The 21,214-nt window shown below is 67.9% G+C and carries 22 protein-coding genes and 1 tRNA gene; 20 read left to right on the top strand and 3 right to left on the bottom strand.

All coding sequences use genetic code 11. The features are described 5' to 3' along the window. Nucleotides 1-63: 63 nt before the first annotated feature. Both ispF and truD read left to right on the top strand, forming a co-directional pair. A complete protein-coding gene (ispF, locus tag E4A48_RS08385) occupies nucleotides 64-561 on the top strand; it encodes a 2-C-methyl-D-erythritol 2,4-cyclodiphosphate synthase (RefSeq protein WP_409975453.1) in 498 nt (165 codons plus the stop codon). Then, on the top strand, nucleotides 558-1,622 hold the full coding sequence (gene truD / locus E4A48_RS08380) for a tRNA pseudouridine(13) synthase TruD (RefSeq protein WP_039004941.1): 1,065 nt from the start codon (nucleotides 558-560) through the stop codon (nucleotides 1,620-1,622). Before ispF ends, truD begins: the two co-directional genes overlap by 4 nt. 16 nt (nucleotides 1,623-1,638) lie before the next feature. Here truD and E4A48_RS08375 read toward each other — a convergent pair whose 3' ends face one another. Next, a complete protein-coding gene (locus tag E4A48_RS08375; protein ID WP_039004942.1) occupies nucleotides 1,639-2,172 on the bottom strand; it encodes a Smr/MutS family protein in 534 nt (177 codons plus the stop codon). A 101-nt stretch (nucleotides 2,173-2,273) separates the two neighbouring features. Between E4A48_RS08375 and surE the strand changes: the two genes are divergently transcribed. The 4 genes from surE (at nucleotide 2,274) to E4A48_RS08355 (ending at nucleotide 5,197) form a co-directional block, all read left to right on the top strand. After that, nucleotides 2,274-3,053 (top strand): 5'/3'-nucleotidase SurE, encoded by a 780-nt coding sequence (gene surE, locus E4A48_RS08370; protein WP_039004943.1) that lies wholly within the window; start codon nucleotides 2,274-2,276, stop codon nucleotides 3,051-3,053. Beyond that, entirely contained in the window at nucleotides 3,050-3,727 is a 678-nt protein-coding gene (locus tag E4A48_RS08365; RefSeq protein WP_039004944.1) for a protein-L-isoaspartate(D-aspartate) O-methyltransferase, read from the top strand. The genes surE and E4A48_RS08365 overlap by 4 nt, the downstream gene beginning before the upstream one ends. A gap of 67 nt (nucleotides 3,728-3,794) precedes the next feature. Continuing rightward, nucleotides 3,795-4,409: a YqaA family protein gene (locus tag E4A48_RS08360; RefSeq protein WP_039004945.1), complete on the top strand. Its 615-nt coding sequence runs from the start codon at nucleotides 3,795-3,797 to the stop codon at nucleotides 4,407-4,409. Then, nucleotides 4,388-5,197, top strand: coding sequence for a peptidoglycan DD-metalloendopeptidase family protein (locus tag E4A48_RS08355; RefSeq protein WP_052234951.1), 810 nt, complete (start codon nucleotides 4,388-4,390; stop codon nucleotides 5,195-5,197). Before E4A48_RS08360 ends, E4A48_RS08355 begins: the two co-directional genes overlap by 22 nt. 258 nt (nucleotides 5,198-5,455) lie before the next feature. On the opposite strand, the gene E4A48_RS08350 is transcribed toward E4A48_RS08355, so the two are convergent. Both E4A48_RS08350 and yhbY read right to left on the bottom strand, forming a co-directional pair. Continuing rightward, on the bottom strand, nucleotides 5,456-5,830 hold the full coding sequence (locus tag E4A48_RS08350) for an Mth938-like domain-containing protein (RefSeq protein WP_039004947.1): 375 nt from the start codon (nucleotides 5,828-5,830) through the stop codon (nucleotides 5,456-5,458). Between the two features lie 19 nt (nucleotides 5,831-5,849). Then, entirely contained in the window at nucleotides 5,850-6,155 is a 306-nt protein-coding gene (yhbY, locus tag E4A48_RS08345; protein WP_039004948.1) for a ribosome assembly RNA-binding protein YhbY, read from the bottom strand. Between the two features lie 66 nt (nucleotides 6,156-6,221). Here yhbY and rlmE point away from each other — a divergent pair, with 66 nt between their 5' ends. The 14 genes from rlmE to E4A48_RS08275 all read left to right on the top strand — a co-directional run bounded on the left by rlmE (nucleotide 6,222) and on the right by E4A48_RS08275 (nucleotide 21,190). Next, on the top strand, nucleotides 6,222-6,854 hold the full coding sequence (rlmE, locus tag E4A48_RS08340) for a 23S rRNA (uridine(2552)-2'-O)-methyltransferase RlmE (RefSeq protein WP_058196126.1): 633 nt from the start codon (nucleotides 6,222-6,224) through the stop codon (nucleotides 6,852-6,854). Nucleotides 6,855-6,913: 59 nt separating this feature from the next. Beyond that, nucleotides 6,914-8,857, top strand: coding sequence for an ATP-dependent zinc metalloprotease FtsH (gene ftsH / locus E4A48_RS08335; RefSeq protein ID WP_039004951.1), 1,944 nt, complete (start codon nucleotides 6,914-6,916; stop codon nucleotides 8,855-8,857). A 319-nt stretch (nucleotides 8,858-9,176) separates the two neighbouring features. After that, the gene (gene folP, locus E4A48_RS08330) at nucleotides 9,177-10,076 is read left to right on the top strand and encodes a dihydropteroate synthase (protein WP_142742207.1); all 900 of its coding nucleotides are present in this window, start codon (nucleotides 9,177-9,179) and stop codon (nucleotides 10,074-10,076) included. Beyond that, entirely contained in the window at nucleotides 10,076-11,026 is a 951-nt protein-coding gene (gene miaA / locus E4A48_RS08325) for a tRNA (adenosine(37)-N6)-dimethylallyltransferase MiaA (protein WP_142742206.1), read from the top strand. Before folP ends, miaA begins: the two co-directional genes overlap by 1 nt. A gap of 119 nt (nucleotides 11,027-11,145) precedes the next feature. Then, nucleotides 11,146-11,421, top strand: a complete 276-nt coding sequence (gene hfq / locus E4A48_RS08320; RefSeq protein WP_003471569.1) for an RNA chaperone Hfq — start codon at nucleotides 11,146-11,148, stop codon at nucleotides 11,419-11,421. Nucleotides 11,422-11,447: 26 nt separating this feature from the next. After that, nucleotides 11,448-12,773 carry a ribosome rescue GTPase HflX gene (gene hflX, locus E4A48_RS08315; RefSeq protein WP_039004955.1) on the top strand — a complete coding sequence of 442 codons (1,326 nt, stop codon included), beginning with the start codon at nucleotides 11,448-11,450 and terminating at the stop codon, nucleotides 12,771-12,773. A 305-nt stretch (nucleotides 12,774-13,078) separates the two neighbouring features. After that, the gene (locus E4A48_RS08310; RefSeq protein ID WP_039004956.1) at nucleotides 13,079-13,573 is read left to right on the top strand and encodes a CinA family protein; all 495 of its coding nucleotides are present in this window, start codon (nucleotides 13,079-13,081) and stop codon (nucleotides 13,571-13,573) included. 29 nt (nucleotides 13,574-13,602) lie between these two features. Continuing rightward, entirely contained in the window at nucleotides 13,603-15,279 is a 1,677-nt protein-coding gene (locus E4A48_RS08305; RefSeq protein ID WP_039008690.1) for an ABC1 kinase family protein, read from the top strand. A gap of 147 nt (nucleotides 15,280-15,426) precedes the next feature. Further along, nucleotides 15,427-16,062 carry a transcriptional repressor LexA gene (gene lexA, locus E4A48_RS08300; protein ID WP_039004957.1) on the top strand — a complete coding sequence of 212 codons (636 nt, stop codon included), beginning with the start codon at nucleotides 15,427-15,429 and terminating at the stop codon, nucleotides 16,060-16,062. A 184-nt stretch (nucleotides 16,063-16,246) separates the two neighbouring features. Next, nucleotides 16,247-17,296 (top strand): recombinase RecA, encoded by a 1,050-nt coding sequence (recA, locus tag E4A48_RS08295; protein WP_009604410.1) that lies wholly within the window; start codon nucleotides 16,247-16,249, stop codon nucleotides 17,294-17,296. Nucleotides 17,297-17,416: 120 nt separating this feature from the next. Further along, nucleotides 17,417-17,911, top strand: coding sequence for a recombination regulator RecX (gene recX, locus E4A48_RS08290; protein WP_039004958.1), 495 nt, complete (start codon nucleotides 17,417-17,419; stop codon nucleotides 17,909-17,911). Nucleotides 17,912-18,017: 106 nt separating this feature from the next. Further along, on the top strand, nucleotides 18,018-20,666 hold the full coding sequence (gene alaS, locus E4A48_RS08285; protein WP_039004959.1) for an alanine--tRNA ligase: 2,649 nt from the start codon (nucleotides 18,018-18,020) through the stop codon (nucleotides 20,664-20,666). Between the two features lie 137 nt (nucleotides 20,667-20,803). Beyond that, the gene (gene csrA, locus E4A48_RS08280; RefSeq protein ID WP_009604405.1) at nucleotides 20,804-21,016 is read left to right on the top strand and encodes a carbon storage regulator CsrA; all 213 of its coding nucleotides are present in this window, start codon (nucleotides 20,804-20,806) and stop codon (nucleotides 21,014-21,016) included. Between the two features lie 81 nt (nucleotides 21,017-21,097). After that, nucleotides 21,098-21,190 (top strand) — tRNA-Ser (locus E4A48_RS08275). The last annotated feature ends 24 nt before the right edge of the window (nucleotides 21,191-21,214 follow it).

The following is a 21,214-nucleotide window of genomic DNA, read 5'->3' as shown; positions in this document are numbered from 1 at the left end:
GGCGGCGCCGCGCTGCGGCGTCGCGCCGCCGACACCTTCCCTTTTTCCTTTTGCGATCCTGCGATGCCCATGCCTGACTTTCCTCCCTTCCGTATCGGCCAGGGCTACGACGTGCACGCCTTCGGCGATGGCGACCACGTGATGCTCGGCGGCGTGCGTGTGGCGCACGAACGCGGCGTGCTCGCGCACAGCGACGGCGACGTGGTGATCCACGCGCTGTGCGATGCGCTGCTCGGCGCGCTGGCACTGGGCGACATCGGCCAGCATTTCCCGCCGTCGGATGCGCGCTGGAAGGGCGCCGACAGCGCGCAGTTCCTGCGCCATTGCGAGCAGCTGTTGCGCGCGCGCGGCTGGCAGCTCGGCAACGCCGACGTCACCGTGATCTGCGAGCGGCCCAAGGTCGGCCCGCATGCGCTGGCGATGCGCGAACGCCTGGCCGCGCTGCTGCAGGTCGGCGTCGATCGCGTCAGCGTCAAGGCCACCACCAGCGAAAAGCTTGGCTTCACCGGCCGCGGCGAAGGCATCGCGGCGCAGGCAGCGGTATTGCTGGTGGCGCTGTGAGCGACTTGCCGCGCGCGTTCGGCGCCGCGCCGTTGCAGGCGCGCATGCGCAGCTTGGCCGAGGATTTCCAGGTCGACGAACTGCCCGCGTTCGAGCCCAGCGGCGAGGGCGAGCACCTGTTGCTGACCGTGCGCAAGCGCGGCATGAATACCGCCTTCGCCGCGCGCCGCCTGGCGCAGTGGGCCGGCGTGGCGGAGATGGCGATCGGCTACGCCGGTATGAAGGACCGGCACGCGGTCACCACCCAGAGGTTCTCGGTGCACCTGCCCAAGCGCGTGGCGCCGCCGCTGGAGGCGCTGCACAGCGAGGACCTGCAGGTGCTGCAATCGTACTGGCACAACCGCAAGCTGCCGCGCGGCGCGCTGGCCGGCAACGGTTTCGTGCTGGTGTTGCGCGAAGTGCGCGGCGAGCGCGCCGCGATCGAGGCGCGGCTGGCGCAGATCGCGGCGCGCGGCATCCCCAACTGGTTCGGCGAACAGCGCTTCGGCCGCGACGGCGGTAACGTCGGCAACGCGCTGGCGATGTTCGGCGGGCGCCGGGTCCGGCGCGAGCAGCGCTCGCTGCTGCTGTCGGCGGCGCGCTCGGAATTGTTCAACCGGGTCCTCGCCGCGCGCGTGGCGGCGGGCAACTGGGACGCCGCGCTGGACGGCGAGGTGTGGCTGCTCGACGGCAGCCGCAGCGTGTTCGGCCCGGAGCCCTGGTCCGAGGTATTGGCCGAGCGCTTGCAGCGCTTCGACATCCATCCTTCGGCGCCGTTGTGGGGCGCAGGCGAGTTGCGCAGCGCCGACGCGGCGCGCGTGCTGGAACTGGCGGCGCTCGAGGATGCGACGTCGCTGCGCTTGCGCGAGGGCCTGGAGCGCGAAGGCCTGAAGCAGGAGCGGCGCGCCACCCGCTTGCGCGCTGCCGAGCTGCAGTGGCGCTGGCTTGACACGCACGACGACGTGCTGGAACTGCGTTTCGTGCTGCCGCCGGGCAGCTATGCCACTGCGCTGTTGCACGAGCTGGGCGAGGTGGTCGATGCCGGGCAGGGCGCGCAGGCCGAGCCGGCGGCGCAGGAATGAGTCACGCGGCGCCGTTTCAGCGCCGCGCCAGCAACACCAGCATCGCCCCGGTGCCGCCTTGCGTGGGCGGCGCCGAATGGAACGCCAGCACGTCGTTGCGCTGGCGCAGCAGGCGATCGACCAGGTTCTTCAGCAGCGGGATGCCGCCGGACTGCAGGCCCTTGCCGTGCACGATGCGCACGCAGCCGAATTCGTGCGCATGCGCCTCGGCGATGAACTGGCGCAGCAGCGCCTCGGCCTGCACGGCGTTGGCGCCATGCAGGTCGAGTTCGTCCTGCGCGGAGAACTGGCCGCGGCGCAGGCGCTGGAACACCCGTGCCGGCACGGTGTCGCGGCGGTAGCTGGCCACGTCGCCGGCCTCCAGCGGCGCGCTGTCGCGCAACAGGCGCTGGAACTCGCTGTGCGCCTCGGCATCGTCGCGCTCGGCCATGCGCGCGCGCGGCTTCGGCCGCGGCTTGGCGTTGGCCGGTGGCGTCGCGTTGATCGGCGTGACCGCGCCGATCGCCGCGCGGAACAGCGCGGCGGGATCTTCGTCTTCGGGATGCGACATGGCGCACAGCGTAACCCGCCGGTCGCGCGGCGCAAGCCGTGCACGAGGGCGGAAGGCGAGGGACGCATCCGGTATCATGCTCGGGTTATCCGAGGAGTCCCATGCGCGTACTAGTGAGCAACGACGACGGCGTCGACGCCCCCGGCATCAAGATGCTGGCCGAGCAACTGCGCAGCGCGGGCCACGAAGTGACCGTGGTCGCACCCGATCGCGATCGCTCCGGCGCCAGCAACTCGCTGACCCTGGATCTGCCCATCCGGATCAAGCGCATCGATCCGCACACCTGCAGCGTCGCCGGTACGCCCACCGATTGCGTGCACCTGGCGCTCACCGGCATGCTCGAGGACGAACCGGACATGGTTGTCTCCGGGATCAACAACTCGGCCAACCTGGGCGACGACGTGATCTATTCGGGCACCGTGTCGGCGGCGATGGAAGGCCGCTTTCTGGGCCTGCCGGCGCTGGCGATGTCGCTGGTCGCCCACAACCACGAACCCCAGCACTTCCAGACCGCCGCGCGCGCCGCGGTGGAGATCGTGGCGCGGCTGAAGGCCGATCCGCTGCCGGCGGACACCATCCTCAACGTCAACGTGCCGGATCTGCCGTGGGGCGAGATCAAGGGCTTCGAGGTCACCCGGCTCGGCAATCGCCACCGCTCCGAACCGTGCCTGCCGCAGTCCGACCCGCGCGGCGCCACCGTTTACTGGATCGGCCCGGCCGGCCGCGAGCAGGACGCCGGCCCCGGCACCGATTTCCATGCGGTACGCACCGGCTTCATCTCGATCACCCCGATCCAGGTCGATCTGACCCGCTATCAGGCGCTGGAGACCGTGGCCAGTTGGGTCGGCGGCCTCAGCGCCGCGCTGAGCGACTCGGCATGACCCCGCGGCTGCGCCTGCAACCGGAAGCGATCGGCATCGGCATGACCTCGCAGCGCGTGCGCGACCGTCTGGTCGAGCGCCTGCGCGAGTCCGGCATCCGCGACGAAGCCGTCCTCAACGCGGTGCGCACAGTGCCGCGGCACCTGTTCATCGACGAGGCGCTGGCCTCGCGCGCCTATGAGGACACCGCGCTGCCGATCGGCCACGGCCAGACCATCTCGCAGCCGTGGGTGGTGGCGCGGATGACCGAGACCGTGCTCGCGGCGGCACCGAAGAAGGTGCTGGAAGTGGGCACTGGCTCCGGCTACCAGGCCGCGATCCTGGCCGCGCTGGGGTTGGAGGTCTATACCGTGGAGCGCATCGGCGACCTGCTGCGGCAGGCGCGCAAGCGCTTGCGCCAGCTCGGCATGAACGTGCGCAGCAAGCACGACGACGGCCGCATCGGCTGGGCCGAGCACGGCCCCTATGATGCGATCGTGGTCACCGCCGCCGCGCCGGCGCTGGTCGATGCGCTGGTTGATCAACTGGCACCGGGCGGCTGCCTGGTGGCGCCGGTCGGCGGACCTTCGTCGCAATCGCTGGTGCGCCTGCGCCGCGATGCCGAAGGCCGCATCGAACAGGACATCCTGGCGCCGGTGAGCTTCGTCCCGCTGCTGTCGGGCATGCTGGATTGAGTCACGCTGAATAATTGAATCAGCCTGAATTGAATCACCCTGGATCGGATCACCGGAGTTGCGTTGCATGAAGATATTCGGGCCGTTGTACGAACGCGCCATCGTCTGGTCGCGTCACCGCCGCGCACCCACGTTCCTGGCCGGGCTCAGCTTCGCCGAGGCGATCGTGTTCCCGGTGCCGCCGGAGGTGATGCTGGCGCCGATGTCGCTGGCGCAGCCGCGGCGCGCGCTGTGGTTCGCCACGCTGAGCCTGATGGGCTCGGTGGCCGGCGCGCTGGTCGGCTACATGCTCGGCCATTTCGCCTTCGCCGCGGTGCAGCCGTTGATCGAGTGGCTGGGCTGGACGCAGAAGATCGATGCGCAGGTGACTCATCTGCGTGAGGTGGTCGCCGAGTCGCCGTGGCGTGCGTTCTGGCTGCTGGTGCTGGCCGGTTTCACCCCGATCCCGCTGAAGATATTTACCTGGGCCTCAGGCATCGTTGGAATCCCGCTGCTACCGTTCCTGACGAGCATGTTGGTCGGCCGCGGCAAGCGCGTCTATCTGGTGGCCGGCGCGATCCGCCTGGGCGGGCCGCGTGCGGAAGCCGCGTTGCGCCGTTGGATCGAACCGCTCGGTTGGGTCGCGATGGCGATCCTGGCGCTGCTGGTGGTGTGGGTCATATGGAGAGCGAAGTACGGATGAGCGTCGATCGGGTGGTGCGTAACGGCCTGCGTGGCAGCGTGTGCTTGCTGGTGGCGATGGGGCTTGGCGCGTGCAGCAGCGCCACCGTGGTGCGCACGTCCGGCGCGTCCGGCAGCAAGCCCGGCGCTGCTGCGGCGCCGCGTCCGTCGGTACCAAAGCCCGGGGTCAGCGCGAGCGTGCGCCGCGGGGACACGCTGTACGCGATCGCCCGCGCCAACAACATCGCGCCGCAGGACCTGGCCGCCTGGAACCGGCTGCCGCCGCCGTACACGATCTATCCCGGGCAATCGTTGAAGCTGTATCCGCCGAGCGGCGGCACCGTCTCAGCCCGGCCGGGCAGCGCCGTGGTGCTGCCGCCGGGTCCGCCATCCACCGCAACGCGCCCGCCCGCCGCGGCGCCGACGCCGGTGAGCAGCGGCTTCAGCTGGCGCTGGCCGGCCGACGGCGCGGTGGTCAGCCGTTTCGTGGTCGGCGAAACCACCAGGCAGGGCGTGGACATCGCCGGCAGCAGCGGCCAGGCGGTGCGTGCGGCCGCCGATGGCGTGGTGGTGTATTCGGGCGCCGGCCTGGTCGGCTACGGCGAGCTGATCATCATCAAGCACAACGAGCAATGGCTGTCGGCCTACGGCCACAACCGCAAGCGCCTGGTCAACGAAGGCCAAAACGTGAAGGCCGGCGAGCAGATCGCCGAGATGGGCCGCAGCGGCGCGGCGCGCGACATGCTGCACTTCGAGATCCGCTACAACGGCAAGCCGGTCGATCCGCTGCTGTATCTGCCCAGCAAGTAATCGGCACGTCGTCGGTCGGGCACAGCGCGCCGGGCGCTCAGCGGCGCGCGGTCCGGTGGACCGCAAGCGGCGCCGCTTCGCCCACTACAACGGCAAGCCGGTCGATCCGCTGTTGTATCTGCCCAGCAAGTAATCGGCGCCTCGTCGGTTGCACGGATCCCCGGTGCGATGCCTGTCCGGCGCCAGACGGCGCTCATCTGAGAGAGTTTGGGAAGAAGTGACACGCGGTCCGCGCAGACTGCAGCGCGACGCCGCCGCTCAGCCTTCCAGCATGAACCCGACCGCCACGCGCCGGCCTTCGGCGGCTAGCACGTTGTAGGTGCGCGCCGCCGCGGCATTGTTCATCACTTCGATGCCGATGCCGCGGGTCAGGAACAGCGCTAGCGCGGCGGCGGGCGGGAACACCTGGCGCTCGCCGGTGCCCAGGATCACCAGCGCCGGATTCAGTTCAAGCAAGGATTGCAGCTGCTGCGGCTGCAGCTCGGCCGCGGCCGGCGCGTCCCAGTGCTCGACCAGGGTGTCCGGGGCGAGAATGAAGCTGCGGGTGAGCAGGCGGTCGTTCACCCTGGCCTGGCGGCCGTCGGCCATGCGCAGGGTGTAGGCGTAGTCGGGCAGGTCCTGGGTCAGCTGCATGATGGCACCGGCAAGCGGATCAGCCGCGCGGCAACACGATCTGGCGGTCTTCCTTGGCCGGGCGGTACAGGATCGCGGTGTGGCCGATGCGCTGCACCAGCACGCTGTGCGATTGCTCGACCAAGCTGGCGATGCTCGCGTCGCGGGCATCGCGGTCGTCGCCGCCGACCTTCACCTTGACCAGTTCGTGGCGCTCCAGCACCTCGTCCAGTTCGGCCAGGAAGGCCGGCGTGACGCCCTTGCCGCCAATCTGCAAGAGGGGTTTGAGGTCGTGCGCCAGGCCGCGCAGGAAGCGGTTCTGGGACGGAGTCAGGCTGATCGACATGCAGACGGGAACGGGGTTGCCAAGGGCGATCAGGGTATCATGGCAGCCCACCACGACCGCGCTCCCATGGCAACCCGCAGCAAAAGCAGCCAACGCTGGCTCCGCGAACATTTCGCCGATCCCTTCGTAAAGAAGGCCCAGGCCGAAGGCATGCGGTCGCGTGCCGCCTACAAGCTGGAAGAGCTGCTGCAGCGCGACAAGCTGCTCAAGCCGGACATGGTGGTGGTCGATCTCGGTGCCGCGCCGGGCGGCTGGTCGCAGCAGGTGCGCAAGTCGCTGGGCGAGCGCGGCCGGGTGCTGGCGCTGGACATCCTGGAGATGCCGCCGCTGGCCGGCGTGGAGTTCCTTCACGGCGACTTCAGGGAAGACGCGGTGCTATCGCAGTTCGAGGAAATGCTGGGCGGCAACCCGGTAGACCTTGTGCTGTCGGATATGGCCCCCAATAAAAGCGGCATGGATGCGGTGGACCAGCCGCGGATGATGCACCTGGCCGAATTGGCGATGGCGTTCGCCGATAGCCACCTCAAACCGAGCGGGGCGTTCCTGATCAAGCTGTTCCAGGGCGTCGGGTCCGACGATTACATCCGCCAGATGCGCCGCCGTTACGAAAAGGTGTCCATCCGCAAACCGGCCGCATCGCGCAAGCGCTCGCCGGAGGTCTATGTCCTCGGACAGGGCAAGCGTGTCCAGATCAAGTAAGCTGAAACCGTCGCATCACGCATCGAGAAAGAGTTGAAGGGACACCGGAGCCAATGAGGATGAACGACTTGACCAAGAATCTGTTGCTGTGGGTAGTCGTCGCCGTCGTGCTGATGGTGGTGTTCCAGAGCTTCTCGCCACGGCTGGCCGGCGGCCCCGGCAACGACACCGTGACCTATACCCAGTTCCTGAAGGAAGTGGATGGCGGACGGGTGAAGACGGTCGATTTCACCGACGACACCGGTCTGTCGGTGACCGCGATCCGCTTCAAGCGCAGCGACGGCAGCGAGAGCATGGTCTACGGGCCGCGCGACGACAAGCTGGTGGACGTGCTGTACAGCAAGAACGTGGAGATGACCCGGCAGAAGCCGGCCAATGGCCCGAGCTTTTGGTCGCTGGTGCTGAACTTCCTGCCGGTCATCCTGATCATCGGCTTCTGGCTGTTCATCATGCGCCAGATGCAGGGCGGCGGCGGCGGCGCTAAGGGCGCGATGTCGTTCGGCAAATCGCGCGCCAAGCTGCAGGGCGAGGACCAGATCAAGATCACCTTCGCCGACGTCGCCGGCTGCGACGAGGCCAAGGAAGAAGTCAGCGAGCTGGTCGACTTCCTGCGCGATCCGACCAAGTTCACCAAGCTCGGCGGCAAGATCCCGCGCGGCGTGCTGATGGTCGGCCCGCCCGGCACCGGCAAGACGCTGCTGGCCAAGGCCATCGCCGGCGAGGCCAAGGTGCCGTTCTTCAGCATTTCCGGTTCCGACTTTGTCGAGATGTTCGTCGGCGTCGGCGCCAGCCGCGTGCGCGACATGTTCGAGCAAGCCAAGAAGCACGCGCCGTGCATCATCTTCATCGACGAAATCGATGCGGTCGGCCGTCACCGCGGCGCCGGCCTGGGCGGCGGCCACGACGAGCGCGAGCAGACCCTGAACCAGTTGCTGGTGGAGATGGATGGGTTCGAGGGCGGCGAAGGCGTGATCGTGATCGCCGCGACCAACCGTCCGGACGTGCTCGACCCGGCGCTGCTGCGCCCGGGCCGCTTCGACCGCCAGGTGGTGGTCGGCCTGCCGGACGTGCGCGGCCGCGAGCAGATCCTGAAGGTGCACATGCGCAAGCTGCCGCTGGCCGACGATGTCGAGCCGATGGTGATCGCGCGCGGTACCCCGGGCTTCTCCGGCGCCGACCTGGCCAACCTGTGCAACGAGGCGGCGCTGTTCGCCGCGCGCGAAACGGTCAAGGAGGTCCGCATGGACCACTTCGACCGCGCTCGCGACAAGATCCTGATGGGGTCCGAGCGCCGTTCGATGGCGATGAGCGAGGAAGAGAAGACGCTCACCGCCTATCACGAGGCCGGCCATGCCATCGTCGGTCGCCTGGTGCCAGAGCACGATCCGGTCTACAAGGTCACCATCATCCCGCGCGGGCGTGCGCTGGGCGTGACCATGTACCTGCCGGAAGGGGACAAGTACTCGATCAACCGGGTCGCGATCCAGTCGCAGCTGTGCTCGCTGTACGGCGGCCGCGTCGCCGAAGAGCTGATCTTCGGCACCGACAAGGTCACCACGGGCGCCTCCAACGACATCGAACGCGCGACCAAGATGGCGCGCAACATGGTCACCAAGTGGGGCCTGTCCGACGAGCTGGGACCGATCGCCTACGGCGAGGAAGACGACGAGGTGTTCCTGGGCCGCTCGGTGACCCAGCACAAGAGCGTGTCCGACGATACCGCGCGCCGCATCGACGAAGTGGTGCGTTCGATCCTCGACAAGGCCTATGCCAAGACCACGCATATCCTGACCGAGAACCTGGACAAGCTGCACGTGATGGCCAAATTGCTGCTGGAGTATGAAACCATCGACGTGCCGCAGATCGATGCGATCATGGAAGGTCGCGATCCGCCGCCGCCGATGGGCTGGAACAAGTCCGGCAAGGATGGCAAGGACGGCGGCAACGACAAGGGCAGTTCGCGGCCGCTGCCGCCGATCACCGGGCCGGCCGAGCAGCTGTAAGCGCGCGCTCGGGTCGATCAGAAAGCCAGGGAGCGATCCCTGGCTTTTTTGTTGCCTGCGCTTTTGTAGATACGGCGGTGCAGGACAGTCCGCCGGAGCGAGGCTTGCATCGCTCCGGCCGATTTTTTGGGGACATCCGCGCCGCCGCCGCGTCGTAGGCGCTACGACTGGGCGACAATGGCGTTCCGTTACACTGCCCGCCGCCCATGCCATCGCTCGCCCGTTCATCGCTGCCCCCGCTCCGCTCTGCATTGCCGGTCGCAACCAAAGACACGCGCAGCATTCCCATGCAGCGTGGCAACGCCCAGGAGCACCGCTGATGTTCGAGACCTCGCCCAGCCTGGATTGCGGCGGACGCCGCCTGTTGCTGGATCGTCCGCGGGTGATGGGCATCGTCAATGTCACCCCCGACTCGTTTTCCGACGGCGGCGCGCATGCGACGCTTGAAGCGGCGGTCGCGCACGGCCTGCGCCTGGCAGAGGAGGGCGCCGACCTGCTCGACATCGGCGGCGAATCGACCCGCCCCGGCGCCACCCCGGTATCGGTGCAGGAAGAATTGCGCCGGGTCGTCCCGGTGATCGAACGGCTGGCGGCGCAAACCACGTTGCCGCTGAGCGTGGACACCTTCAAGCCGGAAGTGATGCGCGCGGCGGTCGCCGCTGGCGCCGGCATGATCAACGATATTCAGGCCTTGCGTCGGCCAGGCGCACTGGACGCGGCGGCGGAACTTCGGGTGCCGGTGGTGCTGATGCACATGCCCGACGACGCCTATGCCGCCGGCAGCGCGCCGCACTACGACGACGTGGTCGGCGAGGTACACCGGTTCCTCGCCGAGCGCATCTTCGCCGCGGAAATGGCCGGTATCGACAAGCGCCGCCTGCTGGTCGATCCCGGCTTCGGGTTCGGCAAGGGCACCGCCGACAACCTGCAATTGCTGGCGCAGCTGTCGCGCCTGGTCGAACTCGGCGTGCCGGTGCTGGCTGGGCTGTCGCGCAAGCGCAGCATCGGCGAGCTGACCGGTCGCGCCGCGCCTGAGCAGCGCGTGGCCGGCTCGGTGGCCGCGCACCTGCTGGCGGCGCAGCGCGGCGCGCTGCTGCTGCGCGTGCACGATGTCGCCGCCACGGTGGACGCACTGAAGGTTTGGCGGGCGCTGGCGGCGGTGCCGCTGCCGCGCGCCGGCACTGCGCCCGCCGCGATTCGCTGGCCGGACGAGGACTGATGCCGGCCGACCGGCGTCCGCGCGCGATTGCGCTGATGGGGCCGACCGCGTCGGGCAAGACTGCCGCGGCGATCGCCCTGGCCGAGCGTTATGGCGGCGAGATCGTCAGCGTCGATTCGGCGCTGGTCTACCGCGGCCTGAACATCGGCGCGGCCAAGCCCGACGTCGCGCAACTGGCGCGTGTGCCGCACCATCTGCTGGACCTGCGCGATCCGTGGCAGCCCTATTCGGCCGCCGAATTCGCGTTGGACGCGCGTGCCGCGCTGGATGCGATCGTCGCCCGCGGCCGCCTGCCGATCCTGGCCGGCGGCACCGGCCTGTATTTCCAGGCATTGCTGGAAGGCCTGGCGCCGATGCCGCCGGCCGATCCGCAACTGCGCGCGACGCTGGGCGCACGTGCGCAGGCCGAAGGCTGGGCGGCGTTGCATGCGCAGCTGCAGCAGGTCGATCCGCTAGCCGCGCGGCGGATCCGGCCCGGCGACGCGCAGCGCATCCAGCGCGCGCTGGAAGTGTTCCAGCTCAGCGGCCGTCCGATCAGCGCATGGCAGGCGCAGCCTGGGCCGCCGCGGCTGCCGTTGCGGGTGCTGAAACTGGTGCTGGCGCCGGCCGAGCGCGCGCTGCTGCACCGGCGCATCGAACTGCGCTTCGACGCGATGCTGGCGCAAGGCTTCCTTGACGAGGTGCGCGCGCTGCGCGCCTTGCCGACGCTGCGCCAGGTGGCGCAGCCGCTGGAGTTGCCTGCGGTACGCGCCGTGGGCTACCGCCAGGCCTGGGAACATCTGGACGGTGCCAGCGATGCGGCGACGTTTCGCGATCGCGCGATCTTCGCTACTCGCCAGCTGGCCAAGCGCCAACTGACCTGGCTGCGCGGGGAACTGGACGCGCGCTGGTTCGACCCCGAATGCCACGGCGCGCGCCTGGATGTCGCGGTGGCGGACTTTCTTCGCTGATTTGGCTACACGCCGCGCTGTGCTGGAGCCCGCGGTTGTGTAACATCGGCGGTCCGGGCCACGGCAGGGGAGCTGCAGTGCCGTCCCGGGCACATAAAAACAATAAACGGGAGTGAAGCATGTCCAAGGGGCAATCCTTACAGGATCCTTTCCTGAACGCGCTGCGTCGCGAACGGGTGCCGGTTTCGGTGTATCTAGTCAACGGCATCAAGCTGCAGGGTACCATCGAGTCCTTCGACCAATTCGTGGTGCTGTTGCGCAACACCGTGAGCCAGATGGTCTACAAACACGCCATTTCTACCGTGGTGCCCGCGCGCAACGTGCGCGTCGGACCGGGCGGTGGTTATGTGCAGCAGAACGAGGGTGGCAGTGCGGACGATGACGAAGCCGAGTAGGACGCTGTTGAAGACCGGAGCCGCGGGTGTTTGATCGTTCCCGCCGCGGCGAACACGCACTGCTGATTCAGCCCTATGCCGGGGGTCCGTTGGAGGACGACGTGCTGGAGGAGTTCGCCGACCTGGCGCGCTCCGCCGGCGCCAGCATCGCCGCCACGCTGACCGCGCGCATCGACAAGCCCAGCCCGTCGACGCTGATCGGCAGCGGCAAGCTGGAAGAGGTCAAGGCCGTGGCCGAGGCCAGCGGCGCCGACCTGATCCTGGTCAACCATGCCTTGAGTCCGGGCCAGGAGCGCAACCTGGAAAAGTACCTGGAGCGGCGCGTGATCGACCGCACCGGGCTGATCCTGGACATCTTCGCGCAGCGCGCGCGCAGCCACGAGGGCAAGTTGCAGGTCGAGCTGGCGCAACTTCGCCACATGGCCACGCGGCTGGTGCGCGGCTGGACCCATCTGGAGCGCCAGCGCGGCGGTTCGATCGGCCTGCGCGGCCCCGGCGAAACCCAGCTGGAAACCGACCGCCGGTTGCTGCAGAAGCGGGTCGAACAGTTGCAGAAGCGGCTGGAAAAGGTCGAGGTGCAGCACACCCAGATGCGCCGTGCGCGGGTGCGCAGCGAATTGCCGCGGATCGCGGTGGTCGGCTATACAAACGCCGGCAAATCGACCCTGTTCAATGCCTTGACTGGCGCGGAGGCCTACGCCGCGGACCAACTGTTCGCGACCCTGGACCCGACCGTGCGCCGCATCGCGCTGCCCGGCGGCAATGCGATGCTGGCCGATACCGTTGGCTTCGTGCGCAACCTGCCGCACGAGCTGGTCGCCGCGTTCCGCTCGACCCTGTCCGAGGCGCGCGAAGCCGACTTCCTGCTGCACGTGGTCGATGCCGCCGATCCGCTGCGCGAAGAGCGCATCGCCCAGGTCGATGAGGTGTTGCACGCGGTCGGCGCCGGCGATCTGCCGCAGCTGCTGGTGTTCAACAAGATCGACCGCATCGAAGGCGCCGACGTGCGCCACGATGCGCAGGACGGCGTGCCGGACGACGCGCGCCGCGAGCGGGTCTGGATCTCGGCGCGCGACGAGCGCGGCCTCGACCTGCTGCAGGGCGTGCTCGGTCAGCGGCTGGGACTGCAGCACGTGCAGGGCAGCTTGCGCCTGCCGTCCAGCGCTGGGCGCCTGCGCTCGCAGCTGCACCAGTTGCAAGTGATCCGCAGCGAGCAGGCCGACGAAGACGGCTGGCTGCTGCAGGTGGACATCCCGATCACCGAGGCCGAACGCCTGGCCGCCAGCGCCGACGGCGCGCCGATCCGCGCGCTGCTGCCGCCGCGCGAGGAAGAGGAATGGCAACGGCGTTAGCCGCAATGTCGGATGACGCCGCTGCACGCCTCGCTTAGCTGTATTTTTTCTGAGGCGCCTGCAGCTTGCAGCACATTCTTGTGTGAGCGATCTCAGTGTCCTCATCCTAATCAACGCATGGCTGTTCTTCTTCGCTGCGCGACGACGATCCTTGATGGCGCAGGCATGCAAGCGAGCCTGCGCCTGACGCATCAGCGCCAGCCCGTGCACCACCATCGCTGAAGCTGCGCATTGCCCCACATCGCGCAAGCGCGACAGCCGTAGCGAATTGGGCTACAAAGCGCATTGGTTTCCCGAGCAGCGCCATGACCGTCCCCACCGATCCGCAACTCCTGCAACTCGCCACTGCGCTCAGCGACCAGTTGCGCACCACGCGCGAGCGCCTGGTTACCGCCGAGAGCTGCAGCGGCGGCTGGATCGCCAAGGCGATGACCGATATCGCCGGCTCCTCGGACTGGTTCGACTGCGGCATGGTCGCCTACAGCTACGAAGCCAAACAGGCGCTGCTAGGGGTGCGTCCGCAGACGCTGGAACACCATGGCGCGGTCAGCCGCGAGACGGTGATCGAGATGGTGTCCGGCGCGCTGGTCAATTCCGGCGCCAGCATCGCGGTGGCGGTGACCGGCATCGCCGGCCCCGGCGGCGGTTCCGCCGACAAGCCGGTCGGCACCGTGTGGGTGGGCTGGAAGCGGCGCGGCGGCTACGCCAGTGCGCAACTGTTCAACTTCGACGGCGACCGCGACGCGGTGCGCCGGCAGACCGTGGCTGCGGCGTTGCACGGACTCGGTGCGCTGCTGTGAACACCCTTGAGCTCTAGATGGCGACCACGATGTGGGAGGCGCTGAGCACGGTCCGCGACCTGGGGCGCCTGCAGGAAATCGCCTCGGTGCTGATCCGCTACGGCTTCGGCGATGTGGTCCGCCGTATCGGCATGGCCGACGTGCTGGAACGCGCCGGGCGCCTGCTGCACTGGCATAACGCCGAAGAAATGCTGCGCATGTCGGCGCCGCAGCGGGTTAGGCGCGCGCTGCAGGATCTCGGCCCGACCTTCGTCAAGCTTGGCCAGGTGCTGGCCACGCGCGTGGACCTGCTGCCGCCGGAGTGGATCGACGAATTGGGCGAACTGCAGAACGCGGCGCCGGCGCTGCCCTACGAACAGATCCTGCCGCAACTGATCGAGGCGTTGGGCGAGGCACCGTCGGCGATCTTCGCCCAGGTCGAGCAAGCGCCGCTGGCCGCCGCCTCGCTAGCGCAGACCCATCGCGCCTGGCTGCACGACGGCACCCCGGTAGTCATGAAGGTGCGCCGCCCCGGCATCCGCGACGTGATCGAGGCCGACCTGCGGCTGTTGGCGCGGCTCGCCGAGATCGTCGAGGCGCGCGCGGTCGACCTCAAGCGCTATCACCCGGCGGAGGTGGTGCACCAGTTCACCGTGTCGCTGCGGCGCGAGCTGGATTTCGCCGGCGAATGCCGCAACGCCGAGCGCATCGCGGCCAATTTCCAGGGCCACGACGAGATCCTGATCCCGCGCATGCACTGGCAGTGGACCTGCGAAACCCTCAACGTGCAGGACTTCGTCGCCGGTATCGGCGGGCGCGACCTGGCAGGCGTGGATGCCGCTGGCCTGGACCGGCGCAAGCTGGCCCGCGTCGGTGCCGACATCGTGTTTAAGATGGTGCTCGAGGACGGCTGCTTCCACGCCGATCCGCATCCGGGCAACATCTTCTACCTGCCCGGCGAACGCATCGCGGTGATCGATTTCGGCATGGTCGGGCGCATCTCCGAGCAGCGCCGTTATCAGGTCGTGCAACTGTTGCACGGCTTGGTCACGCAGGAGGCCGAAGCGGTCACCGACGTGCTGCTGGAATGGACCGACGGCGACGCCGAGGTCGACGAGGCGCGGCTGCAACTGGAGATCGCCGGTTTCGTCGATCAGTACCGCGGCGTGCCGTTGAAGGAGTTGCGGGTTGGCGCGATGCTCGGCGACGTCACCGCGATCCTGCGCCAGCACGCGCTGGCGCTGCCGGCCGACCTGGCGCTGATGATCAAGACCTTCCTGACCTTGGAAGGGGTAGGGCGCCAGCTCGATCCCGACTTCGACATGGCCGGTGCCGCGGCGCCGTACCTGGAGCGGGTGATGCTGCAGCGCTTCGCCCCGCGTGCGATGGCCAAGCGCGGCCGCCGCACCGTGCTCGGCGCGCTGGAACTGCTCGGCGACCTGCCGCGCGACACCCGCCGGCTGCTGCAGGCGGCGCGGCGCGGACGGCTGCAGCTCAATGTCGAGACCACGTCGCTGAAGGGCTTCGGCGACCAGGTCAACCGCGCCGCGAATCGGCTGACCATGGGTATCGTCACCGCCGCGCTGATCATCGGTTCCTCGATCGTGATGAACAGCGTCGGCGGCGTTTCCAGTCGCTGGCTGTTGGCGATCGGGGTGGGCGGCTTCATCGGCGCGGCGCTGTCGGGCGTGTGGATCCTGATCTCGATTTGGCGCAGCGGCCGCTGAGCGCAGTGGTTGCTGCGGCGAGCGGAGTCCAGTGCGGCGCGCGACAACCGATCCAGCCGCGCGCGTTGCAACCGTGGTGGAGGGCATCCTCGAGCCGATCCACGCAGCAGTTGCCCATTTCCATTTTTAGTAGTATTACTACTAACCATGGAACTGACCGAAACCCAGCAAGCGATCCTCGACCTTATCGCCGAGCGTATCGAGCACGACGGCGCACCGCCGTCGCAGACCGAGATCGCCCGCGCCTTCGGTTTCAAGGGCGTGCGTGCCGCGCAATACCACCTTGAAGCCCTGGAGCAGGTTGGCGCCATCCGTCGCGTGCCGGGCCAGGCCCGCGGCATCCGCCTGGTGGCCGGCGCGGCCGCACCGGCGCCGGCGCCGCAGGTGGACAGCGCCGACATCCTGCGCCTGCCGGTGCTGGGGCGGGTCGCTGCCGGGCTGCCGATCGGGGCGGATATCGGTTCGGACGATTTCGTGGTGCTGGACCGGGTGTTCTTCTCGCCGGCACCGGACTATCTGCTGAAGGTGCAGGGCGACTCGATGCGCGACGAAGGCATCTTCGACGGCGACCTGATCGGCGTGCACCGCACCCGTGACGCCCGTTCAGGGCAGATCGTGGTGGCGCGGATCGACGAGGAGATCACGGTCAAGCTGCTGAAGATCGGCAAGGACCGCATCCGTTTGCTGCCGCGCAATCCGGACTACGCGCCGATCGAAGTGCTGCCGGACCAGGATTTCGCCATTGAAGGTCTGTATTGCGGCCTGCTGCGCCCCAATCGCTGATTTGGATATTGCACTACACAGCGGGCCGGATTTTCCCGACTCGCAACATCGCTGTTCGCCGCTGCTGTAGACCTGCCCGGACGAATTATTTTTTCTTTGCCCCGCACTGTCTCAGCCCGTGCGATACCAGGCCGCTAAATTGAACCTACCCCGCAAATCATCCTCACCTCCGAAGGACACCAAAATGGACGAGAACAAGAAGCGCGCGCTCGCTGCTGCCCTGAGCCAGATCGAGAAGCAGTTCGGCAAGGGTTCGGTGATGCGGATGGGCGATCGCATCATCGAGGCCGTCGAGGTGATTCCGACCGGATCGCTGATGCTGGATATCGCACTGGGCATCGGCGGCTTGCCGAAGGGCCGCGTCGTCGAGATCTACGGTCCGGAATCCTCGGGCAAGACCACGCTGACCCTGCAGGCCATCGCCGAGTGCCAGAAGAAGGGCGGCACCGCGGCCTTCATCGACGCCGAGCATGCGCTGGACCCGATCTATGCCGGCAAGCTTGGCGTCAACGTCGACGAACTGCTGCTGTCGCAGCCGGATACCGGCGAGCAGGCGCTGGAAATCGCCGACATGCTGGTGCGTTCGGGCTCGGTCGATATCGTGGTGGTCGACTCGGTTGCCGCGCTGACTCCGAAGGCCGAAATCGAAGGCGAGATGGGCGACCAGCTGCCGGGCCTGCAGGCCCGCCTGATGAGCCAGGCGCTGCGCAAGCTGACCGGCAACATCAAGCGCTCCAACACGTTGGTGGTGTTCATCAACCAGCTGCGCATGAAGATCGGCGTGATGATGCCCGGCCAGAGCCCGGAAGTGACCACCGGCGGCAACGCATTGAAGTTCTACGCCTCGGTGCGCCTGGACATCCGCCGCATCGGCGCGATCAAGAAGGGCGACGAGATCATCGGCAACCAGACCAAGATCAAGGTGGTCAAGAACAAGCTGGCGCCGCCGTTCAAGCAGGTCATCACCGAGATCCTGTACGGCGAGGGCATCAGCCGCGAAGGCGAGCTGATCGACATGGGTGTGGAAGCCAAGCTGGTCGAGAAGGCTGGTGCCTGGTACAGCTACGGCAGCGAGCGCATCGGCCAGGGCAAGGACAATTCGCGCCAGTACCTGCGCGACAACCCGCAGGTGGCGGCGAAGCTGGAAAGCGAGCTGCGCGAGAAGTTCCAGCCGACGGAAGTCGCGCCGAGCCCGGCCGAAGCCGAGGATGCCGACGCAGACGCCGAGGCGTGATGGTCTTCTGCCGGGGGAGCGGCGGAGTCAGTGCCGCTCGTCTCCCTCGGCAGTCTTGAGCAAGCCAGGAGGGCAGGTGCCAGGGACGGCACATTGACGATCGTGGCGGGGTAAGCCTGCATGGGCGACGAAGAACACGCACAGGAACCGCGCCGGCGCCGCCGGCAGCCGGAACAGACGCCGTTGCAGCGGGCCTTGGGCCTGCTGGTGCGTCGCGAACATTCGCGCAAGGAACTGACCCGCAAATTGCGGGCCCGCGGCGTGGAGCCGGACGTCGCCGCTGCCGCCGTGGAGCGCCTGGCGGGCGAGGGCTGGCAGGACGATGGCCGCTTCGCCGAACTGCTGGTGCGCAGCCGGGCCAATACCGGCTACGGCCCGCTGCACATCCGCGCCGAACTCGGCACCCACGGCCTGGATAGCGAGGCTATCGCCACGGCGATGGCGGCGTTCGATGGCGATTGGAGCGAAAACGCCCGCGATCTGGTGCAACGCCGCTTCGGCGCGGCCGGACCGGTGGACCTGCCGCAGCGGCGCAAGGCCGCCGATCTGCTGGTGCGGCGCGGTTTCGATGGCGACAGCATCCGCGCGGCCACGCGCTACGAGCCGGAGGACTGAGCAGGCCGGGCCTGCTAACCTTGGCGGATTGTCTTGTCCGGTTTCGGCACGCCCGCATCTTGAGGGAGTACGCCCGGATATCCGTCCGCTCGTCTATAGCCAGCCCATGAACGTACCCGCCAAATTCTCCACCTCCCAGATCCGCAGCGACTTCCTCGAGTTCTTCAACGGGAAGGGCCACACCATCGTGCCGTCCGCGCCGCTGGTGCCGGGCAACGATCCGACGCTGTTGTTCACCAATTCCGGCATGGTGCAGTTCAAGGACGTGTTCCTCGGCGCGGAGAAGCGCAGCTACGTGCGCGCGGCCGACGTGCAGCGCTGCCTGCGTGCCGGCGGCAAGCACAACGACCTGGATGCGGTCGGCTATACCGCGCGCCATCACACCTTCTTCGAAATGCTGGGCAACTGGTCGTTCGGCGACTACTTCAAGAAAGAGGCGATCGCCTGGGCCTGGGAACTGCTGACCCAGGTCTGGAAGCTGCCTGCGGAGCGCCTGCTGGTCACTGTCTACCACACCGACGAGCAGGCCTACGAACTGTGGCGCGACATGATCGGGGTGCCGCCGGAGCGGATCGTGCGCATCGGCGACAACAAGGGCGCGGCGTACGCCTCGGACAACTTCTGGCAGATGGCCGACACCGGCCCCTGCGGCCCGTGCACCGAGATCTTCTACGACCACGGCGCGCATATCGCCGGCGGCCCCCCGGGTTCCCCGGACGAGGACGGCGACCGCTTCATCGAGATATGGAACTTGGTGTTCATGCAGTTCGATCGCCAGCCCGACGGCACCCTGGTGCCGTTGCCGGCGCCGTGCGTGGATACGGGCATGGGGCTGGAGCGCCTGGCCGCGATCCTGCAACACGTGCACAGCAACTACGAGATCGACGTGTTCCAGACGCTGATCCGCCACGCCTCCGAGCTGACCGGCATGGCCGACCTGGAGAACAAGTCGCTGCGCGTGATCGCCGACCACATCCGCGCCTGCGCGTTCCTGATCGTCGATGGCGTGCTGCCGTCCAACGAAGGCCGCGGCTACGTGCTGCGCCGCATCATCCGCCGCGCCCTGCGCCACGGCTGGATGCTCGGCGTGCGCCAGCCGTTCTTCCACAAGATGGCCGCCACCCTGTCCGAGCTGATGGGCGAAGCCTATCCGGAACTGCCGGCGGCGCTGTCCACCGTGCAGCGGGCGCTGCAGGCCGAAGAGGAGCGCTTTGCCGAGACCCTGGATTCGGGCATGAAGATCTTCGACGAGATCGCCGCCCGCGCCAGCGGCAGCATCCCCGGCGCGGACGCGTTCCGCCTCTACGACACCTATGGCTTCCCGGTCGATCTCACCGCCGACATCGCCCGCGAGCGCGGCATGGACGTGGACATGGCCGGCTTCGAAAGCGCGATGGAGCGCCAGCGCGAAACCGCGCGCGCGGCCGGCAAGTTCGGTGGTGGCACTACGCTGCCGGCCGACTTGGTGGCGCAGCTGTTTCCCACGGTGTTCCTGGGCTACGACGCGCTGCAGGCCGACGCGCTGAAGGTGGTCGCATTGCTGAAGGACGGGCGCCCGGTGGAGTCGGTCGAGGCCGGTGATGCGGCGATCGTGCTGCTCGATCGCACCCCGTTCTACGCCGAATCCGGCGGCCAGGTCGGCGACTTTGGCCAGTTGAGCGCGGACGGCGTGCTGTTCCAGGTCGAGGAGACGCAGAAGTTCGCCGGCCAGTTCCATGGCCATGTTGGCCAGCTGCGCAGCGGCCGCCTGCAGGTCGGTGCCACGCTGTCGGCGCAGGTCGACAGCGACCGCCGCGGCGCCACCATCCTCAATCATTCCGCCACGCACCTGCTGCATGCCGCGCTGCGCGAGGTGCTGGGCACCCACGTGCAGCAGAAGGGCTCGCTGGTCGCGCCGGACCGGCTGCGCTTCGATTTCTCGCACTTCCAGCCGATAAGCGCCGCCGAACTGGCAGTGGTCGAGCGCAAGGTCAACGCGCAGGTGCGCGCCAACCATGGGGTCGAAGTGCACCACATGGGCATGCAGGAAGCGCTGGATTTCGGCGCGATGGCGCTGTTCGGCGAAAAATACGGCGAACGCGTGCGCGTTCTGAAGATGGGCGACTACTCCATCGAACTGTGCGGCGGCACGCACGTGGCGCGCACCGGCGACATCGGTCTGTTCAAGATCACCAGCGAGGGTGGCGTCTCCGCCGGCGTGCGCCGCATCGAGGCGGTGACCGGGCAGGGCGCGCTGGACCACGTAGCCGCGGAAGAGGCCAAACTGCACGAGGCGGCCGAACTGGTCGGCGGCAGCGCCGGCGACGTGGTTGAGAAGATTCGCCAGCTGGGCGACAGGTATAAGCGCCTGGAGCGCGAGCTGGAAGCGCTGAAGGCAAAGCTGGCGTCCGGCGCCACCGCCGACCTGGCCGCCGCGGCGGTCGAGGTAGATGGGGTCAAGGTGCTCGCGGTGCGCCTGGAAGGCTTCGACGCCAAGGCCTTGCGCGAGGCGATGGACCGCCTGAAACAGCAACTGGGCGACAGCGTGATCGTGTTGGCCGGCGCCAGCGAGGGCAAGGCGGCCCTGGTTACCGGGGTGAATGGCAGCCCAATGGGCCGGGTCAAGGCCGGGGAACTGCTGGGCTATATCGCCAGTCAGATCTCAGGCAAGGGCGGCGGCCGCCCGGACCTCGCCCAGGGTGGTGGCGAGGACGGGCCCGCCCTTGCGCTTGCGCTTGAGGGCGTGCCTGCCTGGGTCAAGCAACATCTTCCCTGAACACAAACTCGCGCCGCCTTGCTGGCAGGGCGCGGCTTCCCTTAACATCGATCTTCTTTGTTCCCTTTTGTGATGGGGCGGCCCATGCCGGGACGCCGTACCAGTGGGAATCACCGGTTCCCTGGAGAATTTTAAAAATGTTGATCCTGACTCGCCGGGTAGGCGAAACCTTGATGATCGGCGATTCGGTCACCGTGACAGTGCTCGGGGTCAAGGGCAATCAAGTGCGTATTGGCATCACCGCACCGAAGGACGTCCCAGTGCATCGCGAAGAAATCTATCAGCGCATCCAGCGTGGCGACGAGCCGACGTCACATGGCGGCGGCCATGACGATCAATCTTCCGATTGATGCGTCGAAAGGGTTTACCTGAGGCCCTACAAACCGTTATCCTTCGCGCCCGGTTGCGGAATATCTGCAACGCATAAACCCGGAGTGATGCCCGAGCGGCTGAAGGGGCTCCCCTGCTAAGGGAGTATAGGGTCAAAAGCTCTATCGAGGGTTCGAATCCCTCTCACTCCGCCATTGTCAAGAAACCGCCCGCAAATC

Source organism: Xanthomonas translucens pv. cerealis (assembly GCF_006838285.1).
Lineage (GTDB): Bacteria > Pseudomonadota > Gammaproteobacteria > Xanthomonadales > Xanthomonadaceae > Xanthomonas_A > Xanthomonas_A cerealis.
Note: the sequence above shows the minus strand (reverse complement) of the source record. Positions and strands in the feature narration are given on the sequence as shown.